This window comes from Mangrovibacterium sp. (assembly GCF_041596335.1).
GTDB lineage: Bacteria > Bacteroidota > Bacteroidia > Bacteroidales > Prolixibacteraceae > Mangrovibacterium.
On record NZ_JBFHIT010000037.1, the window covers coordinates 1 to 18215 of the forward strand.

Annotated in this window: 16 protein-coding genes; 10 read left to right on the forward strand and 6 right to left on the reverse strand. The window is 41.5% G+C overall.

Annotated features, from left to right (window positions below):
* From bamA to murI, 4 genes are all read left to right on the forward strand, one after another.
* Nucleotides 1-2535, forward strand: a 2535-nt coding sequence (bamA, locus tag ABZD21_RS13070) for an outer membrane protein assembly factor BamA (protein ID WP_372775475.1), incomplete at its 5' end; no start/stop codon positions are given.
* A 65-nt stretch (nucleotides 2536-2600) separates the two neighbouring features.
* The gene (locus ABZD21_RS13075) at nucleotides 2601-3113 is read left to right on the forward strand and encodes an OmpH family outer membrane protein (RefSeq protein ID WP_372775476.1); all 513 of its coding nucleotides are present in this window, start codon (nucleotides 2601-2603) and stop codon (nucleotides 3111-3113) included.
* A 42-nt stretch (nucleotides 3114-3155) separates the two neighbouring features.
* Nucleotides 3156-3662, forward strand: coding sequence for an OmpH family outer membrane protein (locus tag ABZD21_RS13080; protein ID WP_372775477.1), 507 nt, complete (start codon nucleotides 3156-3158; stop codon nucleotides 3660-3662).
* A 69-nt stretch (nucleotides 3663-3731) separates the two neighbouring features.
* On the forward strand, nucleotides 3732-4568 hold the full coding sequence (gene murI / locus ABZD21_RS13085; RefSeq protein WP_372775478.1) for a glutamate racemase: 837 nt from the start codon (nucleotides 3732-3734) through the stop codon (nucleotides 4566-4568).
* 65 nt (nucleotides 4569-4633) lie between these two features.
* Here the strand turns inward: murI and ABZD21_RS13090 are convergent, their stop codons facing one another.
* Nucleotides 4634-5533: an NDP-sugar synthase gene (locus ABZD21_RS13090; RefSeq protein WP_372775479.1), complete on the reverse strand. Its 900-nt coding sequence runs from the start codon at nucleotides 5531-5533 to the stop codon at nucleotides 4634-4636.
* 18 nt (nucleotides 5534-5551) lie between these two features.
* Nucleotides 5552-6085, reverse strand: coding sequence for a gamma carbonic anhydrase family protein (locus ABZD21_RS13095; RefSeq protein WP_372775480.1), 534 nt, complete (start codon nucleotides 6083-6085; stop codon nucleotides 5552-5554).
* A gap of 215 nt (nucleotides 6086-6300) precedes the next feature.
* Between ABZD21_RS13095 and ABZD21_RS13100 the strand changes: the two genes are divergently transcribed.
* The 5 genes from ABZD21_RS13100 (at nucleotide 6301) to ABZD21_RS13120 (ending at nucleotide 13424) form a co-directional block, all read left to right on the forward strand.
* Entirely contained in the window at nucleotides 6301-8139 is a 1839-nt protein-coding gene (locus ABZD21_RS13100; protein ID WP_372775481.1) for a 2-oxoacid:acceptor oxidoreductase subunit alpha, read from the forward strand.
* A 3-nt stretch (nucleotides 8140-8142) separates the two neighbouring features.
* Complete coding sequence (locus ABZD21_RS13105; protein ID WP_372775482.1) at nucleotides 8143-9216, forward strand: 2-oxoacid:ferredoxin oxidoreductase subunit beta; 1074 nt, start codon at nucleotides 8143-8145, stop codon at nucleotides 9214-9216.
* 149 nt (nucleotides 9217-9365) lie between these two features.
* Nucleotides 9366-12344, forward strand: coding sequence for a PEP/pyruvate-binding domain-containing protein (locus ABZD21_RS13110; protein WP_372775483.1), 2979 nt, complete (start codon nucleotides 9366-9368; stop codon nucleotides 12342-12344).
* A gap of 282 nt (nucleotides 12345-12626) precedes the next feature.
* Entirely contained in the window at nucleotides 12627-13028 is a 402-nt protein-coding gene (locus tag ABZD21_RS13115; protein WP_372775484.1) for a hypothetical protein, read from the forward strand.
* 81 nt (nucleotides 13029-13109) lie between these two features.
* Entirely contained in the window at nucleotides 13110-13424 is a 315-nt protein-coding gene (locus ABZD21_RS13120; protein ID WP_372775485.1) for a hypothetical protein, read from the forward strand.
* A 126-nt stretch (nucleotides 13425-13550) separates the two neighbouring features.
* Here the strand turns inward: ABZD21_RS13120 and ABZD21_RS13125 are convergent, their stop codons facing one another.
* Entirely contained in the window at nucleotides 13551-14300 is a 750-nt protein-coding gene (locus ABZD21_RS13125; protein WP_372775486.1) for a shikimate dehydrogenase, read from the reverse strand.
* Nucleotides 14301-14412: 112 nt separating this feature from the next.
* On the reverse strand, nucleotides 14413-15351 hold the full coding sequence (locus tag ABZD21_RS13130; RefSeq protein WP_372775487.1) for a DUF368 domain-containing protein: 939 nt from the start codon (nucleotides 15349-15351) through the stop codon (nucleotides 14413-14415).
* Nucleotides 15352-15609: 258 nt separating this feature from the next.
* On the opposite strand from ABZD21_RS13130, the gene ABZD21_RS13135 reads away from it, so the two are divergent.
* Nucleotides 15610-15978 carry a LytR/AlgR family response regulator transcription factor gene (locus ABZD21_RS13135; protein ID WP_372775488.1) on the forward strand — a complete coding sequence of 123 codons (369 nt, stop codon included), beginning with the start codon at nucleotides 15610-15612 and terminating at the stop codon, nucleotides 15976-15978.
* Nucleotides 15979-16268: 290 nt separating this feature from the next.
* On the opposite strand, the gene ABZD21_RS13140 is transcribed toward ABZD21_RS13135, so the two are convergent.
* Together ABZD21_RS13140 and ABZD21_RS13145 are read right to left on the reverse strand one after the other, a co-directional pair.
* The gene (locus ABZD21_RS13140; protein WP_372775489.1) at nucleotides 16269-17039 is read right to left on the reverse strand and encodes a DUF4197 domain-containing protein; all 771 of its coding nucleotides are present in this window, start codon (nucleotides 17037-17039) and stop codon (nucleotides 16269-16271) included.
* 227 nt (nucleotides 17040-17266) lie between these two features.
* Nucleotides 17267-18208, reverse strand: a complete 942-nt coding sequence (locus tag ABZD21_RS13145) for an aldolase catalytic domain-containing protein (protein ID WP_372775490.1) — start codon at nucleotides 18206-18208, stop codon at nucleotides 17267-17269.
* Nucleotides 18209-18215 lie beyond the last annotated feature (7 nt).

Sequence of the window (18215 nt, forward strand, 5' to 3'; positions counted from 1 at the left end):
CAAGAAGAAGGAACTAATTTTTCAATCTATTATTCAAGCCCCAAGAAATATACCATTGCTGGTATTGATGTCGTTGGAATACGCTATTTGGATACCGATGTGTTAATTCAAATTTCAGGACTAAGTGTTGGTCAGGAAATTTTAGTGCCGGGGGAGGACGTCACAAATGCGATCAAAAAGCTTTGGGGAAACCAAATGTTTTCCGACGTTAAAATTGAAGCCAGCAAAGTTATTGGCGATCAAATATGGTTGAAAATTTATTTACAGGAACGCCCGCGTTTGGCCGATGTGAACTTTTATGGTGTCTCTAAATCCGAGCGCGATGATATTACAGAACGAGTTCTTCTGTTAAGAGGAAGTCAGGTGACCGATAACCAGCTGAATAATGCGGAGCGGATTATCACGAGTATTTTCCATGAAAAAGGATATCTGAACACCGAGGTGAATATTGTGCAGCGTGATGATACGGCTCAGGTTAATAACGTGATCCTTGATATCATGGTCGATAAAAAGGAAAAGGTAAAAATCGAGGAGATCGTTTATCATGGCGCTGAGAATTTGAAACCTGCGGCTTTGAACAAAGCCATGAAGAAAACCAATGAACGGGGAATCAAGAATTTCTTCAAATCCAAGAAATTTCTGGAGGATAAATACAAGGAAGATAAAGCAAACATTATTTCGAAATACAACGAAAAAGGATTTCGCGATGCAACGATTGTCGCAGATTCTGTCTCACCACTTCCAACCGGTCGTGTGCGACTAGATATTTATCTGGACGAAGGAGACAAGTATTACTTCGGTGATATTCGCTGGATGGGAAATACTGTTTACCCATCGGACTACATGAACGCTGTACTGGGAGTGAAAAAAGGTGATGTCTTCGACCAAAAAACCTTGGACAAGCGATTGAACGAAGATGACGATGCCGTTAGTAACCTGTATTTGGATAATGGTTATTTGTTCTTTAACCTCGAACCTGTTGAAGCCAGCATTCAGGATGATACGATTAATTTTGAGATGCGTATCTACGAAGGAAATCAGGCGACTATTAATCGCGTTATGATCGAGGGGAACACTAAAACTCACGAACATGTGGCTCGTCGGGAGTTGCGCACATACCCGGGCGACTTGTTCAGCAAATCGCAGATTATTCGTTCGGTACGTGAACTTTCACAATTAGGACACTTTGATGCGGAAGCAATTAATCCGGTTCCAATTCCACATCCAGAGGATGGAACGGTAGATATTAAATACGAATTGCAAGAGAAAGCCAATGACCAGATCGAATTGTCGGGTGGTTGGGGAGCCGGTATGTTTGTTGGAACAGTCGGTTTACGATTCTCAAATTTCTCGGTACGTAATATCCTCAATAAAGAAGCATGGCGCCCGCTACCTACCGGTGACGGACAAACATTGAGTATTAAAGCGCAAACGAGTGGTAAATTCTATAACTCATACAGTTTGTCATTCATTGAGCCTTGGCTCGGCGGCAAAAAACCAAACTCATTATCACTCTCATTCTCTCGATCAAAAGTAAATTACTCTGCCAATAACTATTACAATAGTTCGTATAGCCCATATGGCAGCGGATACTCTAGCTATGGATCGAGTTACGGTTATGGATCGTATTACGGTTATGGCTATGAAGACACAGATTCATCGGATGATCAAGTACAAGTTACATCGTCTGTTGCATTGGGGTATGGTTACCGATTGAAATGGCCGGATGATTTCTTTACGATGTATCATGAAGTATCATTCCAGCATTATAATCTGAAGAATATGGCTAACTATTATTACTTCCTGAGTGACGACGATGACGATGGCAGTGGGCAGTTCCATAACTTCAGTTTCAAAACAACATTTGGTCGGAATTCTGTCGACCAGCCATTATTCCCTCGCAACGGTTCTGAGTTCTCTCTGGCATTGCAGTTCACTCCGCCATTTTCATTGTTAAATGGGGTAGATTACAGCAGTGCTGATTTGACCAGCGAAGAGCGTTACAAGTGGATTGAATATCATAAATGGAAATTTAAGGGTGCATGGTATACTCCGATCTCAAAAGACAGAAATCTGATATTGCATACCAAGGTTGAATATGGCTTTTTGGGATACTACGACGAAAACCGTCGTTCACCTTTCGAGCGATTCCGGGTTGGTGGCTCGGGTATGTCAGGTTATAACTTTTATGGTGCCGACATCGTTTCGTTGCGTGGTTACTCAGACTACAGTTTGAGTCCGACTACCGGCTCGAACATGTATGATAAAGTAACTCTGGAGTTACGCTACCCGGTTACCCTGAAACCTTCAGCTACGATTTACGTGCTCGGGTTCCTTGAAGGAGGTAATGCTTATATGAATTTCGAAGATTATAACCCATTTGATTTGAAACGTTCTGCCGGTTTAGGTGTTCGAATCTTCCTGCCAATGTTTGGTTTGATGGGAATCGACTGGGGATATGGTTTCGACGATATTAACGGTGACAGCTCAGTATCCGGAAGTCAGTTTCACTTCGTTATTGGTCAGCAGTTCTGATGATTACGTTTTTGGCTTGGATTTTGTTTAAATGATCTGCAGTAGAAACAAATAAAGTTTTAAACATGAAAAAGATATTATTTATTGTAGCCTTCCTGTTTGTTGCGGGAGCAACAATGGCTCAGAAATATGCTTTTGTTGACACCGAATATATTCTGGACAATATACCGGCTTATACAGCAGCTCAGGAACAATTAGATCAAGTCTCAACTCAATATCAAAACGAATTGGAAACAATGCACGCTGAAATTGAGAAAATGTACAACGATTATCAGTCTGAAGCAGTTTTACTGTCGGAAGATATGAAGCGGAAACGCGAAGATGTAATCATCACGAAAGAAAAAGAGTATAAGACGTTACAACGTCAGTATTTTGGACCGGAAGGAGATCTGTTTAAAAAACGCGAAGGACTCGTTAAGCCGATCCAGGATGATATATTTAGTGCGATCCAGGATATCGCCAATGAAGGTAGTTACGTGGTGATTTTCGATAAAGCTGGAAGCATGTCGATGTTGTATACAGACCCCAAATTTGATTTAAGCGACCAGGTATTGCAAAAACTTGGTTATAAGAATTAATAAATTATATTTGTCAACCAAAATTAAAATCAATAAATGATCATGAAAAGTGTTTTAAAAATTTGTTTGGTAGCGATCATGGTGTTTTCAGCCGGAATGGTTAAAGCTCAGACTCTGAAGTTTGCTCATATTGATTCTCAAGCTTTAATTCAAGCAATGCCTGAAACAACAGCTGCTCAAAAAACGCTCGAACAGCAAGCCAAAGGATTGGAAGATCAATTGTTAAGTATGCAAAAAGAATTTCAGTCTAAATTAGCGGAATATACTCAGAAAGCAGATTCACTGACAGACATCGTTCGTTCTGCCAAAGAAGAAGATCTGCAAAATCTGCAGCAACGCATTCAAACGTTTAACCAAAGTGCTCAACAAAAAATACAGCAAAAGCAAGCTGAGTTGATGCAACCTGTCTTCAATAAGGCAAACGAAACGATCGAAGCTGTTGCTAAAGAACAAGGGGTAATTTATGTGTTCGATACGAATAACGTTCTCTATAAATCAAATCAAAGTATTGATTTGTTACCTTTGGTAAAAACGAAGTTGGGAATTTAATTCTTCACGATATTAAGGAAAAGCCATCTGTCTTCAGGTGGCTTTTTTTACTTTTGATAAAAATTGAATATGACTTCCAATGTGCATCCTATAGGTGTTTTCGACAGTGGCTATGGCGGGCTGACTGTTCTGCGCGAATTTGTAAAAACGATGCCTCAATACGATTTTTTGTATTTGGGCGACAATGCCCGCACGCCCTATGGAACAAGGTCCTTTGACGTCGTTTATGAGTACACGTTGCAAGCTGTAAACGAATTGTTTAATCGAGGATGCCAGTTAGTGATATTAGCCTGCAATACGGCTTCGGCAAAAGCGTTGAGAACGATTCAGCAACGAGATTTACCACTCATTTCTGCTGAAAAGCGTGTATTGGGAGTTATCCGTCCCAGTGTTGAATATGCAGCTAAGTATACACGGTCAGGCCATGTCGGAGTACTGGCCACATCTGGTACTGTTGCTTCAAAGTCGTATCCGATTGAGTTGGAAAAGTGGTCAGAAGGTCGGGTTAAAGTAACCACCCAGCAAGCGTGTCCGATGTGGGTGCCAATTGTCGAAAATCAGGAAATCGGTACAACAGGAGCTGAATATTTTGTCGAGAGGGACATGAAACGGTTGTTTGAGCAGGATCCGAAAATTGATACGTTGATTTTAGGTTGTACGCATTACCCTTTACTCATCGATAGTATCCGGAATTATTTGCCGAATAGGAAAGTAGAAGTTGTTGAACAAGGAAAGATTGTAGCCGAGAGTCTGGTAGATTACCTGTACCGGCATCCCGAAATAGACAGAAACTGTACGAAAGGGGGAATGGTTGATTATTTGACGACAGAACAAGTCGAACTGTTTGAACCTCGTGCTAGCCTTTTTATGAATAAAGAAGTGAAAGCCCGAAAAGTCCATCTCTAGCGTATCATAAATGTTTCAGGTTTTGAATTCCAATTTTGGAAACCAAAACCTGAAACAACTTATGCTTACCAGAGCTTGGAGGGGTAGATTCCCTTGTTCGTCAAACGTTGAATTTGTGATACCACCCAGGCTTTGTCTTCGGGGTAGGTAACACCAAACCATGGTGAATCAGCTTGCAGAACTTTCGTTTTTACCTCTTCGGATTTTATCAACTCAAAAACCACACTAGGAATATAAAACTCCGATTTAGGGAGCATCATTTTTTCATCCAAAAAGCTTTTGAATTGATTCTCCAGATGGGCAAACAGATTGGGATGAAATCCCCAGAAATTCATCGATGCCGGAGTGTTCTCTCCAACTTCTACCTGATGGGCATTTTCATCAACGAACACAATTGAGTCCCCCGAGCGTTCAATTTTGTGACGTTCGGTAATTTCAACCAGATTCTGTTCATTGTCTGTTTTGCAAATACCGCGGCTTACGGTTCCGTTTTCCGAGAGGGTATTTTTCAGTAGGTAACCAACCATGCTGTAGGTGTTTTCCGATACTTCGGTTTTGAAAAAATCGGCCATGACCTGAAAGGCAGGAGCGCCATAGAAATCATCAGCATTGATAGCGGCAAAAGGTTCGTTGATGACTTCTTTGGCCATTAAAATCGCATGGCCGGTTCCCCAGGGTTTTTCACGTTCTTTTGGGCAGGTATAGCCTGCGGGAAGTTTGTTTAGTTCCTGAAAAACGTACTCGACTTCAATTTTCCCCTTTAACTTTTCATCAAATCGAGATTTGAATTCATCGGCAAAGCTTTTGCGAATTACAAATACAACTTTGCCAAAGCCTGCACGTATCGCATCGTAAACCGAGTATTCCAAAATCGTTTCACCGTTTGGACCAAATGGGTCGATCTGTTTCAATCCACCGTAGCGGCTGCCCATACCCGCAGCTAAAATTAATAAGGTAGGTTTCATTTATTTTTTCGGTAAAAGTTACTTTATATCTTGTTCTTCTTCTTTATACCAACTGGCATAGGTGCTGTATGCGTTCGCAATTCGGTGAAGTTCTCCTTCCATTAATTCAGGGCTAATCGACTTGATTTTCTTCGCCGGAATACCTGCGTAAACACTGTTGCCTTCCACGAGCGTTCCCTTGGTTACAACCGACCCGGCTGCAATAATTGTATTGCTCTGTACGATCGCATCGTCAAGTACAACTGCATTCATCCCAATCATAACATGGTTGTGAATGGTGCACCCATGGATAATTGCACCATGGGCAATGATCACATTGTTTCCGATATTGGTTGGCGATTTTTGGTAAGTGGCATGAATGACGGCACAATCCTGAACATTGGTGTTATTGCCGATGCGAATAGAATGAACATCACCCCGAACAACGGCGCTGTACCAGATGCTACAGTCGTCACCCATTTCTACATCACCTATAATTGCCGCATTTTCAGCTAAAAAGCAGTCCTTTCCAATGACTGGTGTTTTCCCTCTAAGTGTCCTTATGAATGCCATTATGTTTATTGATTTTAAATTGATTTGTAAAGATACTAATTCATCTAAATTATTTATGGGACTCTCGTTAGCTTATTAATAAATGGTTATTTTTGCTTGAATCGCCGGAGAAGGCAAGCCTTCAGAGGGGATGGCCAAATGTTAAAATAGTACTTTTAGGCCTCCTTTTTTTAGAAATTATAGGAATTATTGTAGGTATCATAAATATTTGTCAAATGAAAGACGCTAAAGTTATCGAACTTGAAGAAGTGGCTATCAGATTCTCTGGAGATTCCGGAGATGGTATGCAGTTAACCGGAACCTTGTTTTCGGACGCTTCTGCCTTGTTTGGGAATGACATTTCCACCTTTCCCGATTACCCCTCTGAAATTCGTGCACCCCAAGGAACAGTTGGTGGTGTGTCTGGTTTCCAAGTACAATTTGGAAAAAAGCATGTAAGTACTCCGGGTGACTACGCCCACGTGCTGATCGCGATGAATCCGGCCGCTATAAAAGCCAATGCGAAATTTATGAATCCGGGAGGAACCATCATTTTTGATGCGGATTCATTCACTCAGAAAAACCTTGATAAAGCTCAGTTTAAAAGCGAAGATGTATTTGCTGAACTGAATTTAGTCGATTACGTTAAAATTCCGGTGCCGATCACGAGCATGACACGCGAGAGCCTAAAGGACTATGGTTTGGATAATAAATCGGTTTTGCGGAGTAAAAATATGTTTGCCCTCGGACTTGTCTGCTGGATGTTTGGCCGCCCGCTTGATTATATCGAAGGGTATATTTCAAAGAAATTTGCAAAAAAGCCACTGGTGGTCGAAACGAACCTGAAAGTATTGCACGACGGGTACAACTACGGCATGAACATGCAACACGAAACCCCACGGTATATCGTGCATCCAGCGGCTATTGAACGAGGAATCTATCGTAACATTAACGGAAACAATGCAACAGCGTGGGGATTTCTGGCTGCTGCTGAAAAGTCAGGATTACCGCTGTTTTTAGGTTCATATCCAATTACTCCTGCAACTGATATCTTGTCAGCTCTTTCGGAACGGAAAGACCTGGGAGTGAAATCTTTCCAGGCAGAAGATGAGATTGCTGGTATTTGTACCGCCATTGGTGCAGCTTTTGCCGGTAATCTGGCAATTACAACAACGTCGGGGCCTGGCTTTGCCTTAAAATCAGAAGCACTTGGTCTATCCGTGATGGCCGAACTGCCATTAGTTGTTGTGAATGTGCAACGAGGTGGTCCGTCAACCGGCTTGCCCACAAAAACGGAACAGTCTGACTTGTTGCAAACCTTATACGGACGAAACGGTGAAAGCCCGGTTGTGGTTATTGCCGCCAGTACACCGTCCGACTGCTTTTACTACGCTTTTCTGGCTTCGAAAATTGCACTTGAACGAATGGTTCCCGTCGTATTGTTAACTGACGGTTTCCTTGGAAATGGTAGTGAGCCATGGCGTGTTCCGTCAATGGATGAGCTACCTGTAATCACCCCTCGATTAGCCAAAGATAAAGATAGCTTTAAGCCTTATAAGCGCGACGAAGAAACGCTGGCCAGAGAATGGGCTTTCCCTGGAATGGATGGTTTCCAACATCGCATAGGTGGTTTGGAGAAAAACATAGACGGAGCGGTAAGTCACGATCCGGAAAATCACCAGATCAATACCGGATACAGAGAGCAAAAAGTTGAACGGGTTGTCGATATGTTGCCAAAACTGGAAGTTTGTGGCGAAGAGTCAGGCGACCTCTTGGTGGTAAGCTGGGGTGGTACTTATGGACACACCCTGAGTGCTGTTCGTGAAATGAAACAAGAAGGTAAAAGCGTTTCTTTGGCTCATTTCAACTTTATTAAACCATTGCCTAAAAATACTGCCGAAATTTTCAGCCGATTCAAGAAGATTGTTGTGTGTGAGTTGAATATGGGACAGTTTGCCGGCTATTTGCGAGATAAAATTCCCGGGTTTACATACCATCAGGTGAATAAGATGAAAGGCTTGCCATTTACAGTGTTGGAGCTGAAACAAAACTTTAACAAATTATTGGAGGACTAATCAATGACTGACATCAATTATACAGCAAAAGACTTTAAAAGCGAAAACGAAGTTCGTTGGTGCCCGGGATGTGGCGACTATGCTATTATGAACGCTGTTCAGCGGACGATGGCAGAAATGGGGATTCCTCACGAAAAATTCACGGTGATTTCCGGAATTGGCTGCTCGTCCAGGTTCCCGTATTATATGAGTACTTTTGGTTTTCACACCATTCATGGTCGTGCTACAGCAATTGCTTCGGGAGTTAAAACAGCAAACCCGGATTTAAATGTGTGGGTTATCACTGGTGATGGAGATTCAATGGCCATTGGCGGAAACCACTTTATTCATCTGGTTCGTCGTAACATCGACCTCAACCTGGTGCTTTTTAATAATAAAATCTATGGCTTAACGAAAGGGCAATATTCACCAACTTCTGATCGAGGTGTGGTAACTAAGACTTCACCTTTTGGTACGGTTGAAGATCCCTTTGTGCCTGGCCAATTGGTATTGGGAGCCAGTGGAACTTTCTTTGCCCGTGCTGTTGATAGTAATGTGAAACATACTCAGCAGGTGCTCGCCGAAGCAGCAAAACACGCCGGTACATCGGTGGTAGAAGTACTTCAGAACTGTGTGATTTTCAACGATGGAATCCATGAGCAAATCGCTGATCCAAAATTCCGCAACGAGCGTCAATTGTTCCTTGAAGATGGAAAACCAATGGTTTTTGGCAATGAAAACGATAAAGGGTTGGTGTTTGAAAAGGGTCGAATGAAAGTGGTAACGATCGGTCAGGATGGTTATACTCTGGATGACATCCTGGTGCACGATGCCAAAAATCCCGATCCGACTTTGCATTTGGCGCTGATCAATATGTCGTTGCCGGACTTTCCGGTAGCCATGGGAGTTATCAGAAGTGTGGCAGCTGTTGTTTACGATCAGGCTGTGGTAAAGCAAATTCAAGACATTCAGTCAACCCGAAAAATAACAAAGGTTGATGATTTGTTACGCTCAGGAAATACTTGGGAAGTAAACGATCCAACCAGTAGCGATCCGGTACCGTTTTTTCAGAAAAAGTGTTCACTTGTTGAAGAGTAATGCATTAACTATATGTTTGAAAAAAGGAGGCGAAAGCCTCCTTTTTTTATTCCCATCATCCGGAATTTTTCTAATTTCAACAGGTAATAACGCAGTACGATTCCCTTGGCTGATTTTGGGAATGGCCAAAATTGCTAAAATAGAGTACCATGGAACATCTGGATGAAATTTCGCTTGATTCAATTTACAAACACAAAAAGAACGACCGAGACATTTTTGAAGACCTGATGCCAACAAAGGTGAAGGAAGTGCTACTGGTAGCAACACTTTATGATAGTTATTCAATTGTCAGGGAGGGGCAGTTTACCGATAAAATATTTGGTGAGTTTCTTCAACTTAACTTGTACACTTATCCGCGTTTCACAAGTGTAAATACCGAAGATCAGGCTATCCGAATGATAAATAACCGCGATTTCGATCTGGTTATCATCATGGTTGGTGTGGATAAAAATATCCCGGTGAAGATGGCCGACAGTATTCACAATGCCAAGAGCCATGTGCCAATCCTGCTGCTGGTGAATAACAACGGTGACCTGCGTTATTTTCAGGAGACAGCAGATAAATTTGAGTCGATAGACCGGGTTTTTGTCTGGAACGGAAACTCCAATGTCTTCCTGGCAATGGTGAAATATATTGAAGATAAAAAGAACATCGAAGCAGATACCAGAAATGGGAATGTCCGGGTGATTTTGCTTGTTGAAGATTCAATTCAATATTATTCTCGGTACCTGCCTATGTTGTACACCAACATCATGACGCAGACGCAGAATCTGGTTCAGGACGAAGCGGCCGATGAGCTACACATGATATTGAAGATGAGAGCTCGGCCTAAAGTGCTGTTGGTAAGTACCTACGAAGAAGCAATTCAGATGATGAATAAGTACCGTGACTATCTGCTTTCAGTAATCTCGGACGTCAAATTCCATCGCAACGGAAAGGATGATGAGGATTCCGGGATTGAATTGTTGCGTTACGCCAAGCAAATTCTGCGTTTCCCGATTCCCTTGTTGCTTCAGAGCCAAGACGTTCGTAACGCATCGCGAGCAAAGGAAATCGGTGCTGATTTTATCAGTAAAAACTCCGATAGTCTATCGATGGATATTCATAATTTCATTTATAAACGATTGGGATTCGGAAGTTTCGTTTTTAAGGATATGCAGGCGAACCCAATTATGGTTGCACACAATTTGCAGGAATTTCAGGAAATGTTTAAGGTTATTCCGGCAGAAGCTCTGGCCTATCACGGCCGGCGAAATTCGTTCTCAACCTGGCTCATGGCACGCGGGGAGATTAATATTGCGGAACAATTACTACCATATCGGTTCGAAGATTTTAAGGATTCAGAGGAGCTCCGGAAGTTTTGTTTGAATGTGTTTGAAAGGGTACGTATAAAAAAATTGAGAGGGCTCATAATTAATTTTGATCAACAATTGCTTGGCAACGAGCGCTATATCGTTCGAATGGGGAAAGGCTCATTGGGAGGGAAAGGGCGAGGTGTCGCCTTCATGTGTAACTTTATAGAGAATATCGACTTTAAGAAAATAATTCCCGGAATTAATATCCGCATACCCGCAACATCAATCATTGGCGCTGTTGAATTTGAAAGGTTTATCGAACTGAATAATCTTTACGACGAAATTTACAGTTCGAATGACTATGAACGCATTAAGGCTGTTTTTGTTGATTCGGCATTAAGTGATTCGTTGCAGGCAAAACTGAGGAAATTTGCCGAGAAAATCGAACGTCCTTTGGCGGTTCGTTCGTCGGGATTGTTTGAAGATTCTTTGCTGCAACCGTTTTCCGGAGTTTATGCAACTTACCTTTTGACCAACAACGACCCGGATATCGAAATTCGCTACAAGCAACTTGAAACAGCCGTGAAGTTGGTTTATGCCAGTATTTTCACCGACTCGGCCGTTTCATATTTCGATGCGGTAAATTATAAGATAGAGGAAGAACGAATGGGGATTGTTATTCAGGAACTGGTCGGGCATGAGTACAATGGGCGATTTTATCCAACAATTAGCGGAGTAGCACAGTCGTACAATTATTACCCGGTTTCGCATATGGAACCTGACGATGGTTTTGCCATTGCAGCGGTAGGGCTTGGTATGTATGTTGTTGGAGGTGAGAATGCTTATCGGTTTTGTCCACGTTATCCGCAAATTAACCCGAGTAGTCTGAAAGATCAGATCAGAGATTCGCAACGTGAGTTTTATGCATTGGATATGAGTCATACCAAGGCTGATTTGGTGAAGGTTGGGGAAGATGCAGGGATACTAAAAATATCAATCAGGGAAGCAGAGAAAGACGGTGTATTGGATCACTGCGCTTCGGTATACGATTCAGAGAACGATGATTTAATTACAGATCTGTCTGTTCGGGGGCCCAGGGTAATAAACTTCGCGAACATATTAAAGTACAATTTGATCCCAATGGCTGAAACACTCAATTTTTTACTGCGCTTGTTTCGCGAGGCTATGGGGTCGCCAGTCGAGATGGAGTATGCCATCGATTTGGATGATAGTAAGGATGGGGCACCAACCTTCTATTTGCTCCAGATTAAACCATTGATTCGGCATGAACAGGAGTTGGAAATCGATTTGGGTGAGGTCGATGAGTCGGAGACACTTTTGTTTGCCAAACGAGGAATGGGCAACGGACAGATAGATGGAATTAGGGATGTTATTGTTGTACCCGGAGATACCTTCGACAAAACGAAAACCAAAGAAATATCGAAAGAAATAAGTTTGTTTAACCGCAAACTAGATGTGTCCGGAAGAGACTACATTTTGGTAGGACCGGGCCGATGGGGTACGCGTGATCCATTTGTTGGGATACCGGTAAGTTGGGCCGAAATTTCACGAGCCCGCGTAATCGTAGAAGTCGGGTTGCCCGATTTTCCGCTTGATGGTTCGCTGGGCTCTCATTTCTTCCACAATGTTACATCGATGAATGTTGGATATTTTTCGATCCCCTTCAAGTCGCGCGATGCCTGGTTGAATTCAGATTTGTTGTCAAGAGCAGAGGTGATAGAGGAGTTGAACTACGTTAAACATCTTCGTTTTCACGATGATATGACCATTCTAATGGACGGTCGCAAACGAGAAGCACTGATTCATTTGTAATCGGTTTGACTAAAAGTAGCCTGCTTAGTTTGAACTTCTTCAAATCAAATTGTCCTTGATCGTGGTTCTTCTCCGTAGGAAGTACCATTGCTTATTGTGTGTTGAATAACACATTTTCGTATGTTTTCGATTGAAAACCCTACCAAAATGTAAGATTTTAAAAGCTGTATAATCATTATTTGTTTGATATACAGCTTCTTGTTTATTCGGGTACGGGGTTTGACAGTGCACTGGCATCCGGCTGTTTGCGAGCAGTTGTTGTTTAACCCTAAAATGACCGTTATGAAGATTTGTATGCCTATTATTGGAAAGAACGCCGCACTAGTAAATATTCTGGCAGATGACTTTTACAAAGCGAACTTTTATTGCGTGCATGATATAACGCAAGGAGATAATGAAATCTTCAGTAAATCGGAGCTAATGAGTCGCTTCGGATTGGATTTGAAAAAAGGAGGAGAAGACGATATAGTCAAGGCTATTATTAGCCCAAATGTACGTCCTATGGCTTTTAAGATATTGAAAGATAATGATATAAAAGTGCTTAAGCCGAGTGGTAAATTGGTCGACGAGAACATAAAATACTTTAAAGACGAACAGCTGGCAGAGCACGATATCTACAGTGTTGAAGATCCGTCATCATGTGGACTTTCGTGTAGTAGTTGCTCGTCAACCAGCTGCAAGTAGTTACTTGGGAATCTTTAAAAAAGCAAAAACTGTTGTGCCGGTTTTAGTTGAAATGTAAACAAATTTGAAAATTGAAATAAAATGACGATACCATTTAGACCCTTATCTGAAGTGAAAATGATTCTGGAAGAGGCCGGAACAGATATTAGCTATGCATACGACGATTTAGTTTTTGTTGAACATACGGCCTACATGCTTCAGTTTGACGATGATAAACATTCGAATTTAAAGATATATTACAGTACTGAAATAGATGATAATCAGGCAGCTGCTGAAGAAAAGAAATTGCTGCCATTGATGAAAAAGCATAAAATGACTTTGACCAAAGCAGGTAAGTTTTCCCTAAAGCAGAAGGAAGATTCAGAAGAAATCGACATTCTTTTTTTCCCTTCGTGACTTATAGCCCAATATACCCCAAAAAAGAAAGCCGGACAGTTGAGAGATGTCCGGCTTTTGTATTTAATATGCGAATTAATTCAGATTAGTAGAGTCTAATATTCACTGGTTTAGATCAGCTCTTAGCTACGAATTCCAAATTTCCCAGGATTTAATTGCCTGCAAATGCAGCATTTCCAATCCATTTTTAACCGTTGCTCCCTGAGCTTTTCCTTTTTTCATAAACAATGTTTCCTCTGGGTTGTAAACCAGATCAAATAAAACATGATCGGGAGTCAGAAACTCGTACGGAATGTTTGGGCATGTATCAATATTAGGAGAGGTGCCAAGAGGTGTGGCATTAATAACCACCAAACACTCCTGAAGCAACGCTTCGTCAATTTGTTCGTAACGAACTTCATCCGCTTTCACTTCATCCTCAATTGTTGCCGATACATAGCTTAGCCCTAATTTTTCGAGAATATACTTAATGGCTTTCGATGCTCCACCCGTTCCAAGAATCAACGCTTTTTTATGTTTCTCCCCAAGCATGGGTTTCAGCGAATTTTCAAATCCGTAGATGTCGGTGTTGAAACCTTTCAACTTTGTACCAGTCTCTGAATGAATTATTTTAACCGTGTTGATGGCGCCAACTTTAGCTGCTTCAGCATCGATTTCGTCCATAAATGGAATTAATTGCTGCTTGTACGGAATAGTGCAGTTCAATCCTCCAATGTGATCGTTTTTCTCGAAAATACTTGGGAATTCGTCTATTTTATCCAATTCGAAGTTCACATATTCGTGCTCCTTCAGGTTTTCTTTTTCAAATTTTTCGGTAAAAAATCCTTTAGAAAAGGAGTAGCCCAGTCGGTATCCAATTAGTCCGTAGGTTTTCATTTTTTTGTATTTTTTCTTGTTAAAATTTTAGTCAGTGTATATGATATTTGAGTTGGCAGGTGATGCGTAAAATCGATTCTTACTTATATGAAGTTGCAGTATCGCGTTCTAATTAAGCTTTTTTCAACTTTTTTGTCAGTCCTTCAACAACAAATATTAGAGCAAAGCCGGCAGCCGCCAAAGCAAGTGCGAATCCGAGATGAGCTTCGTGTCCGGTAAGTTCGAAATAGTTTCCCGGGATGACATTTTTCTCAATCAATGGGCGAATTTCGCCGTGTCGGTCGGTGAATGTTTCAACCACTTGTTTCCAGGGCCAGACTTTGTTTAACGAGCCAATCATGAAGCCGGATAACAAAGCGATAGTGAGGTTGTAGTACTTCTTTAGCAGCCACGACAGAATATTGGAAAAGCTGATAATACCGACAGTTGCTCCGATTAAGAATACACCGATAACCGGTAAATTAAGTTCCGATAGCGATCCCAGAATAAATTTGTACATGCCTAATAAAACAAGAATAAAACTTCCGGAGATACCAGGGAGAATCATCGCGCAAATTGCAATTGCACCCGATATAAAGATAAAGGCATAGGAGGTGTTGGCTTCGGCAGGAGTGATGACGGTAATAAAATAGGCAATTACCACGCCTGCTATCAGCGAAACAAACGTACCGATCTTCCATTCTTTAATGTCTTTGGCCACGTATATGGCGGATGCCACAATTAGTCCAAAAAAGAACGACCAAATTAAAATCGGATGATTCTCGAGCAGGTATTTCAACCCTTTTGCCAGTGACAAAACACTGATCCCAATTCCGAATAACAAGCTGATGAGAAAGGTTCCGTTGATAGAATCCCAAAATGCTTTAAACTGGCCGCCAATTAGGAGCTTAAGTGTCTTCAGGTTCACCGATTTTATGGAGTCAATCAGTTCCTGATAGATGCCAGTTATAAACGCAATAGTACCACCCGAAACACCTGGCACAACATCAGCCGCACCCATGCCTATTCCTTTCAGTGTTACCAGCAAATAATCTTTGATTGTTCGTTTCATTAAGAAATTTGTGTTTGTTTAACCTACGGAGGTTTTCATTTTTAGAATTAGGCCAAAAATAATGCTTCGCAACAAATTATCAGGCTGATGACAAAAGATTTATCAATTTGATTAAATCTCGATCAATTTGCCGAGCTTAAACATGGATTCATTGTTGTCAATTTTCAGATTACATTGGTTTTCTGGCGGTTTCGGATTGAGGGGTGTTTGCGGTACGTACTTTGCAATTGGGCTGAAGTAAAATAGGAGAGTACGTAAATGATTTCTACTTTGATAATTGATGATGATCCCATGGCTCGAAGAGTGCTTGCGGAAAGTTTGGAAAAGAGTTTTGGCCCTGTAAATATTGTTGGAACTGCCGAATGTGTTGAATGTGGGTTGGCTCTAATCCACTTGCACGACCCGGATCTGGTTTTTTTGGATGTTGAAATGCCCGACGGAACAGGCTTCGACCTACTCGATAAATTGTCGCGTTGGAGATTCAAGTTGGCAGTACTAAGCAGTTGTTTCGAGTATCGCCCTATTGCAGAAACCTACGCGGCGCAGAAATTTATGTTGAAACCTCTAAATCTACAAATGCTACATCATTTCGTGTCGGGCGTAATTTCCGAATATGAAAATTCATGAAACCGGTGTAATTGAACTTTTGTTACTTTTTGATCGGTGAGACAGGAGTTGTAATAGGTTTCGTTTGCTATTGTTCAATATAAGGCAGATCAGTTGTTGCTGTTATACAATATGTTGCTTCTGATTGGTTCTTTTTGTAACTTCTGTTCATATTTAGTTGAAGTCATAAGCAGATTTAATGTATCATTTTGGGGGTACTGGGGTATTAATTCACATTTTAGTTTATTATTAGAGGCTGTCCTTTTATTTAAGTGACAGCCTCTACTTTTTGTAGTGATTTCGGACTATTACTATTTAAAAATCTTTTTCAAAAGGTCGGTTGTTCGTTCCACGGGATTCTCGCGGATGGCTTTTTCCTCGTCAGCAATTTTCACAAATAAACCAGCTATAGCTTTTTCAGTCACGTACTCCGTCAAGTTTGGGTTCACCTTTTTAACCATCGGAAGCTTATTGTAAGCGTTCATTACGTCATCCCAGTATTTGGTGGCATTTACTTTCGTCAGTGAGCCATCAATAATCGGGCTGAATTCTGCCGATAGTTCCGTAGTTGTATGGTCTTGCAGATATTTAGTTGCGGCATTGTTTTCTCCTTTGACAATATTTATGGCATCGGTAATGCTCATTTGTTTGATAGCGCCAACAAAAATATCCTTTGCAGTAGAGGCGGCATCTTCTGCAGCCCGGTTCATCGATAGCACCGCTTTGTCAACCAGGTCTCCCATACCAACAGCACTCAGTTTACTGGCCACAAATTCCACTTCCTCCGGGAACGGTATTTTTATCAAGTCATCACCAAAGTAGCCATCTTCTTTCGAAACCATGGCAACACCTTTTGAAACACCACTGATGAGTGCTTCTTTGATGCCGGATCCAGCTTCGCCTTCACTAAAATTAACCGAGCTGGTTTCATTTTCTTCCGTGGCAACTGAGTCTTTTTCTGCTTCAGTTGAAGTTGTGTTTTCAGGCTCGGTAAGGGTTTTAAGTTGTTTTAGCAGTTGTGCTTGCATTGAAAATGTAGAGGCAAGGAAAAACAAAATAGTCAGGATACTTAATTTTTTCATAATACTTCTTTTTGTGACGAATTAGAATTCGTAGTTATAATACTACTAACAAACTTAAACAATGAAATGCTTTCCGGCAGAACGATTTTTTTTTCAGTTTTTAATTCAACCCGTGAAAAACAGGAAATAAAAAAACCCTTCGGGCTATGAAGGGTCTTGAAATTCAGGTCTTGGTTTATAGTGAGATGTGAGAAAAGGTTCGGTGTTTTTAAGCGAGAAGATTGAGGCTATTCGTAATCGTGCATTTCTTTCATAAATGCTACGAAATCGTCTTTCCGTTCCGAGTCCATCCAGCTCATCGCACTTCTTGGATGTTCGTTCAGCGCTCCAGTTACCAGATATGGAATATGGTAGCCCCAGTCAATCTTTTGTTGCCACGGGAGAATTTCTTCCTGGATTACTTTAAGCAAAGGGAGCAAGCGATATTTCGGGTTTTTCAGAAAAGCGGTCAAAATTTCAATCGGACAATTTCCGGCACCGCGGCCCATACCCAGCAAAGTCGCGTCCAGATAGGTAGCTCCTCCCATTAAAGCGGTAATCGTATTACTCATAGCGAGCTGCATATTGTTGTGTGCATGAATACCAATTTCTTTATCAGGGAGTGCTGAAATGTATTTTTTCAATAAGTGCTCGATGGTTTCGCAGTACATGCTTCCGAAACTGTCAACCAGATAGAACACCGGGACACGCGATTGAGCAACATCAGAAAGGGCTTCCTCCAAATCGCGCTCGTTCACTTTCGAAACAGCCATCAGATTGATCGTTGCTTCATAACCTTTGTCCATACAATGGTGTGCTAACTCAATTGCTTTGTCTGTTTGGTGTGCATAACAAGCAACCCGCATCATGTCGATTAAACTTTCACTGGCCGGTGGGATATCGTCAAAATCGATTCGTCCAATATCGGCCATTGCCGAAATTTTAAGGTTGGTGTCGTTTTCGCCAACTATCCGGCGAAGGTCATCGTCAGCACAAAATTTCCACGGGCCTACTTCATTTCGGCTAAATGACTTCTCGCTACTGATGTAGCCAATTTCCATATAATCAACTCCTGCTTCAACACAAGCAGTGTAAACTCCTTTTACAAATTTGTCATCAAACTGCCACTTGTTCATTAATCCGCCATCGCGAACGGTGCAGTCAACTACTTTAATATCTGATTTATACATGTATGAT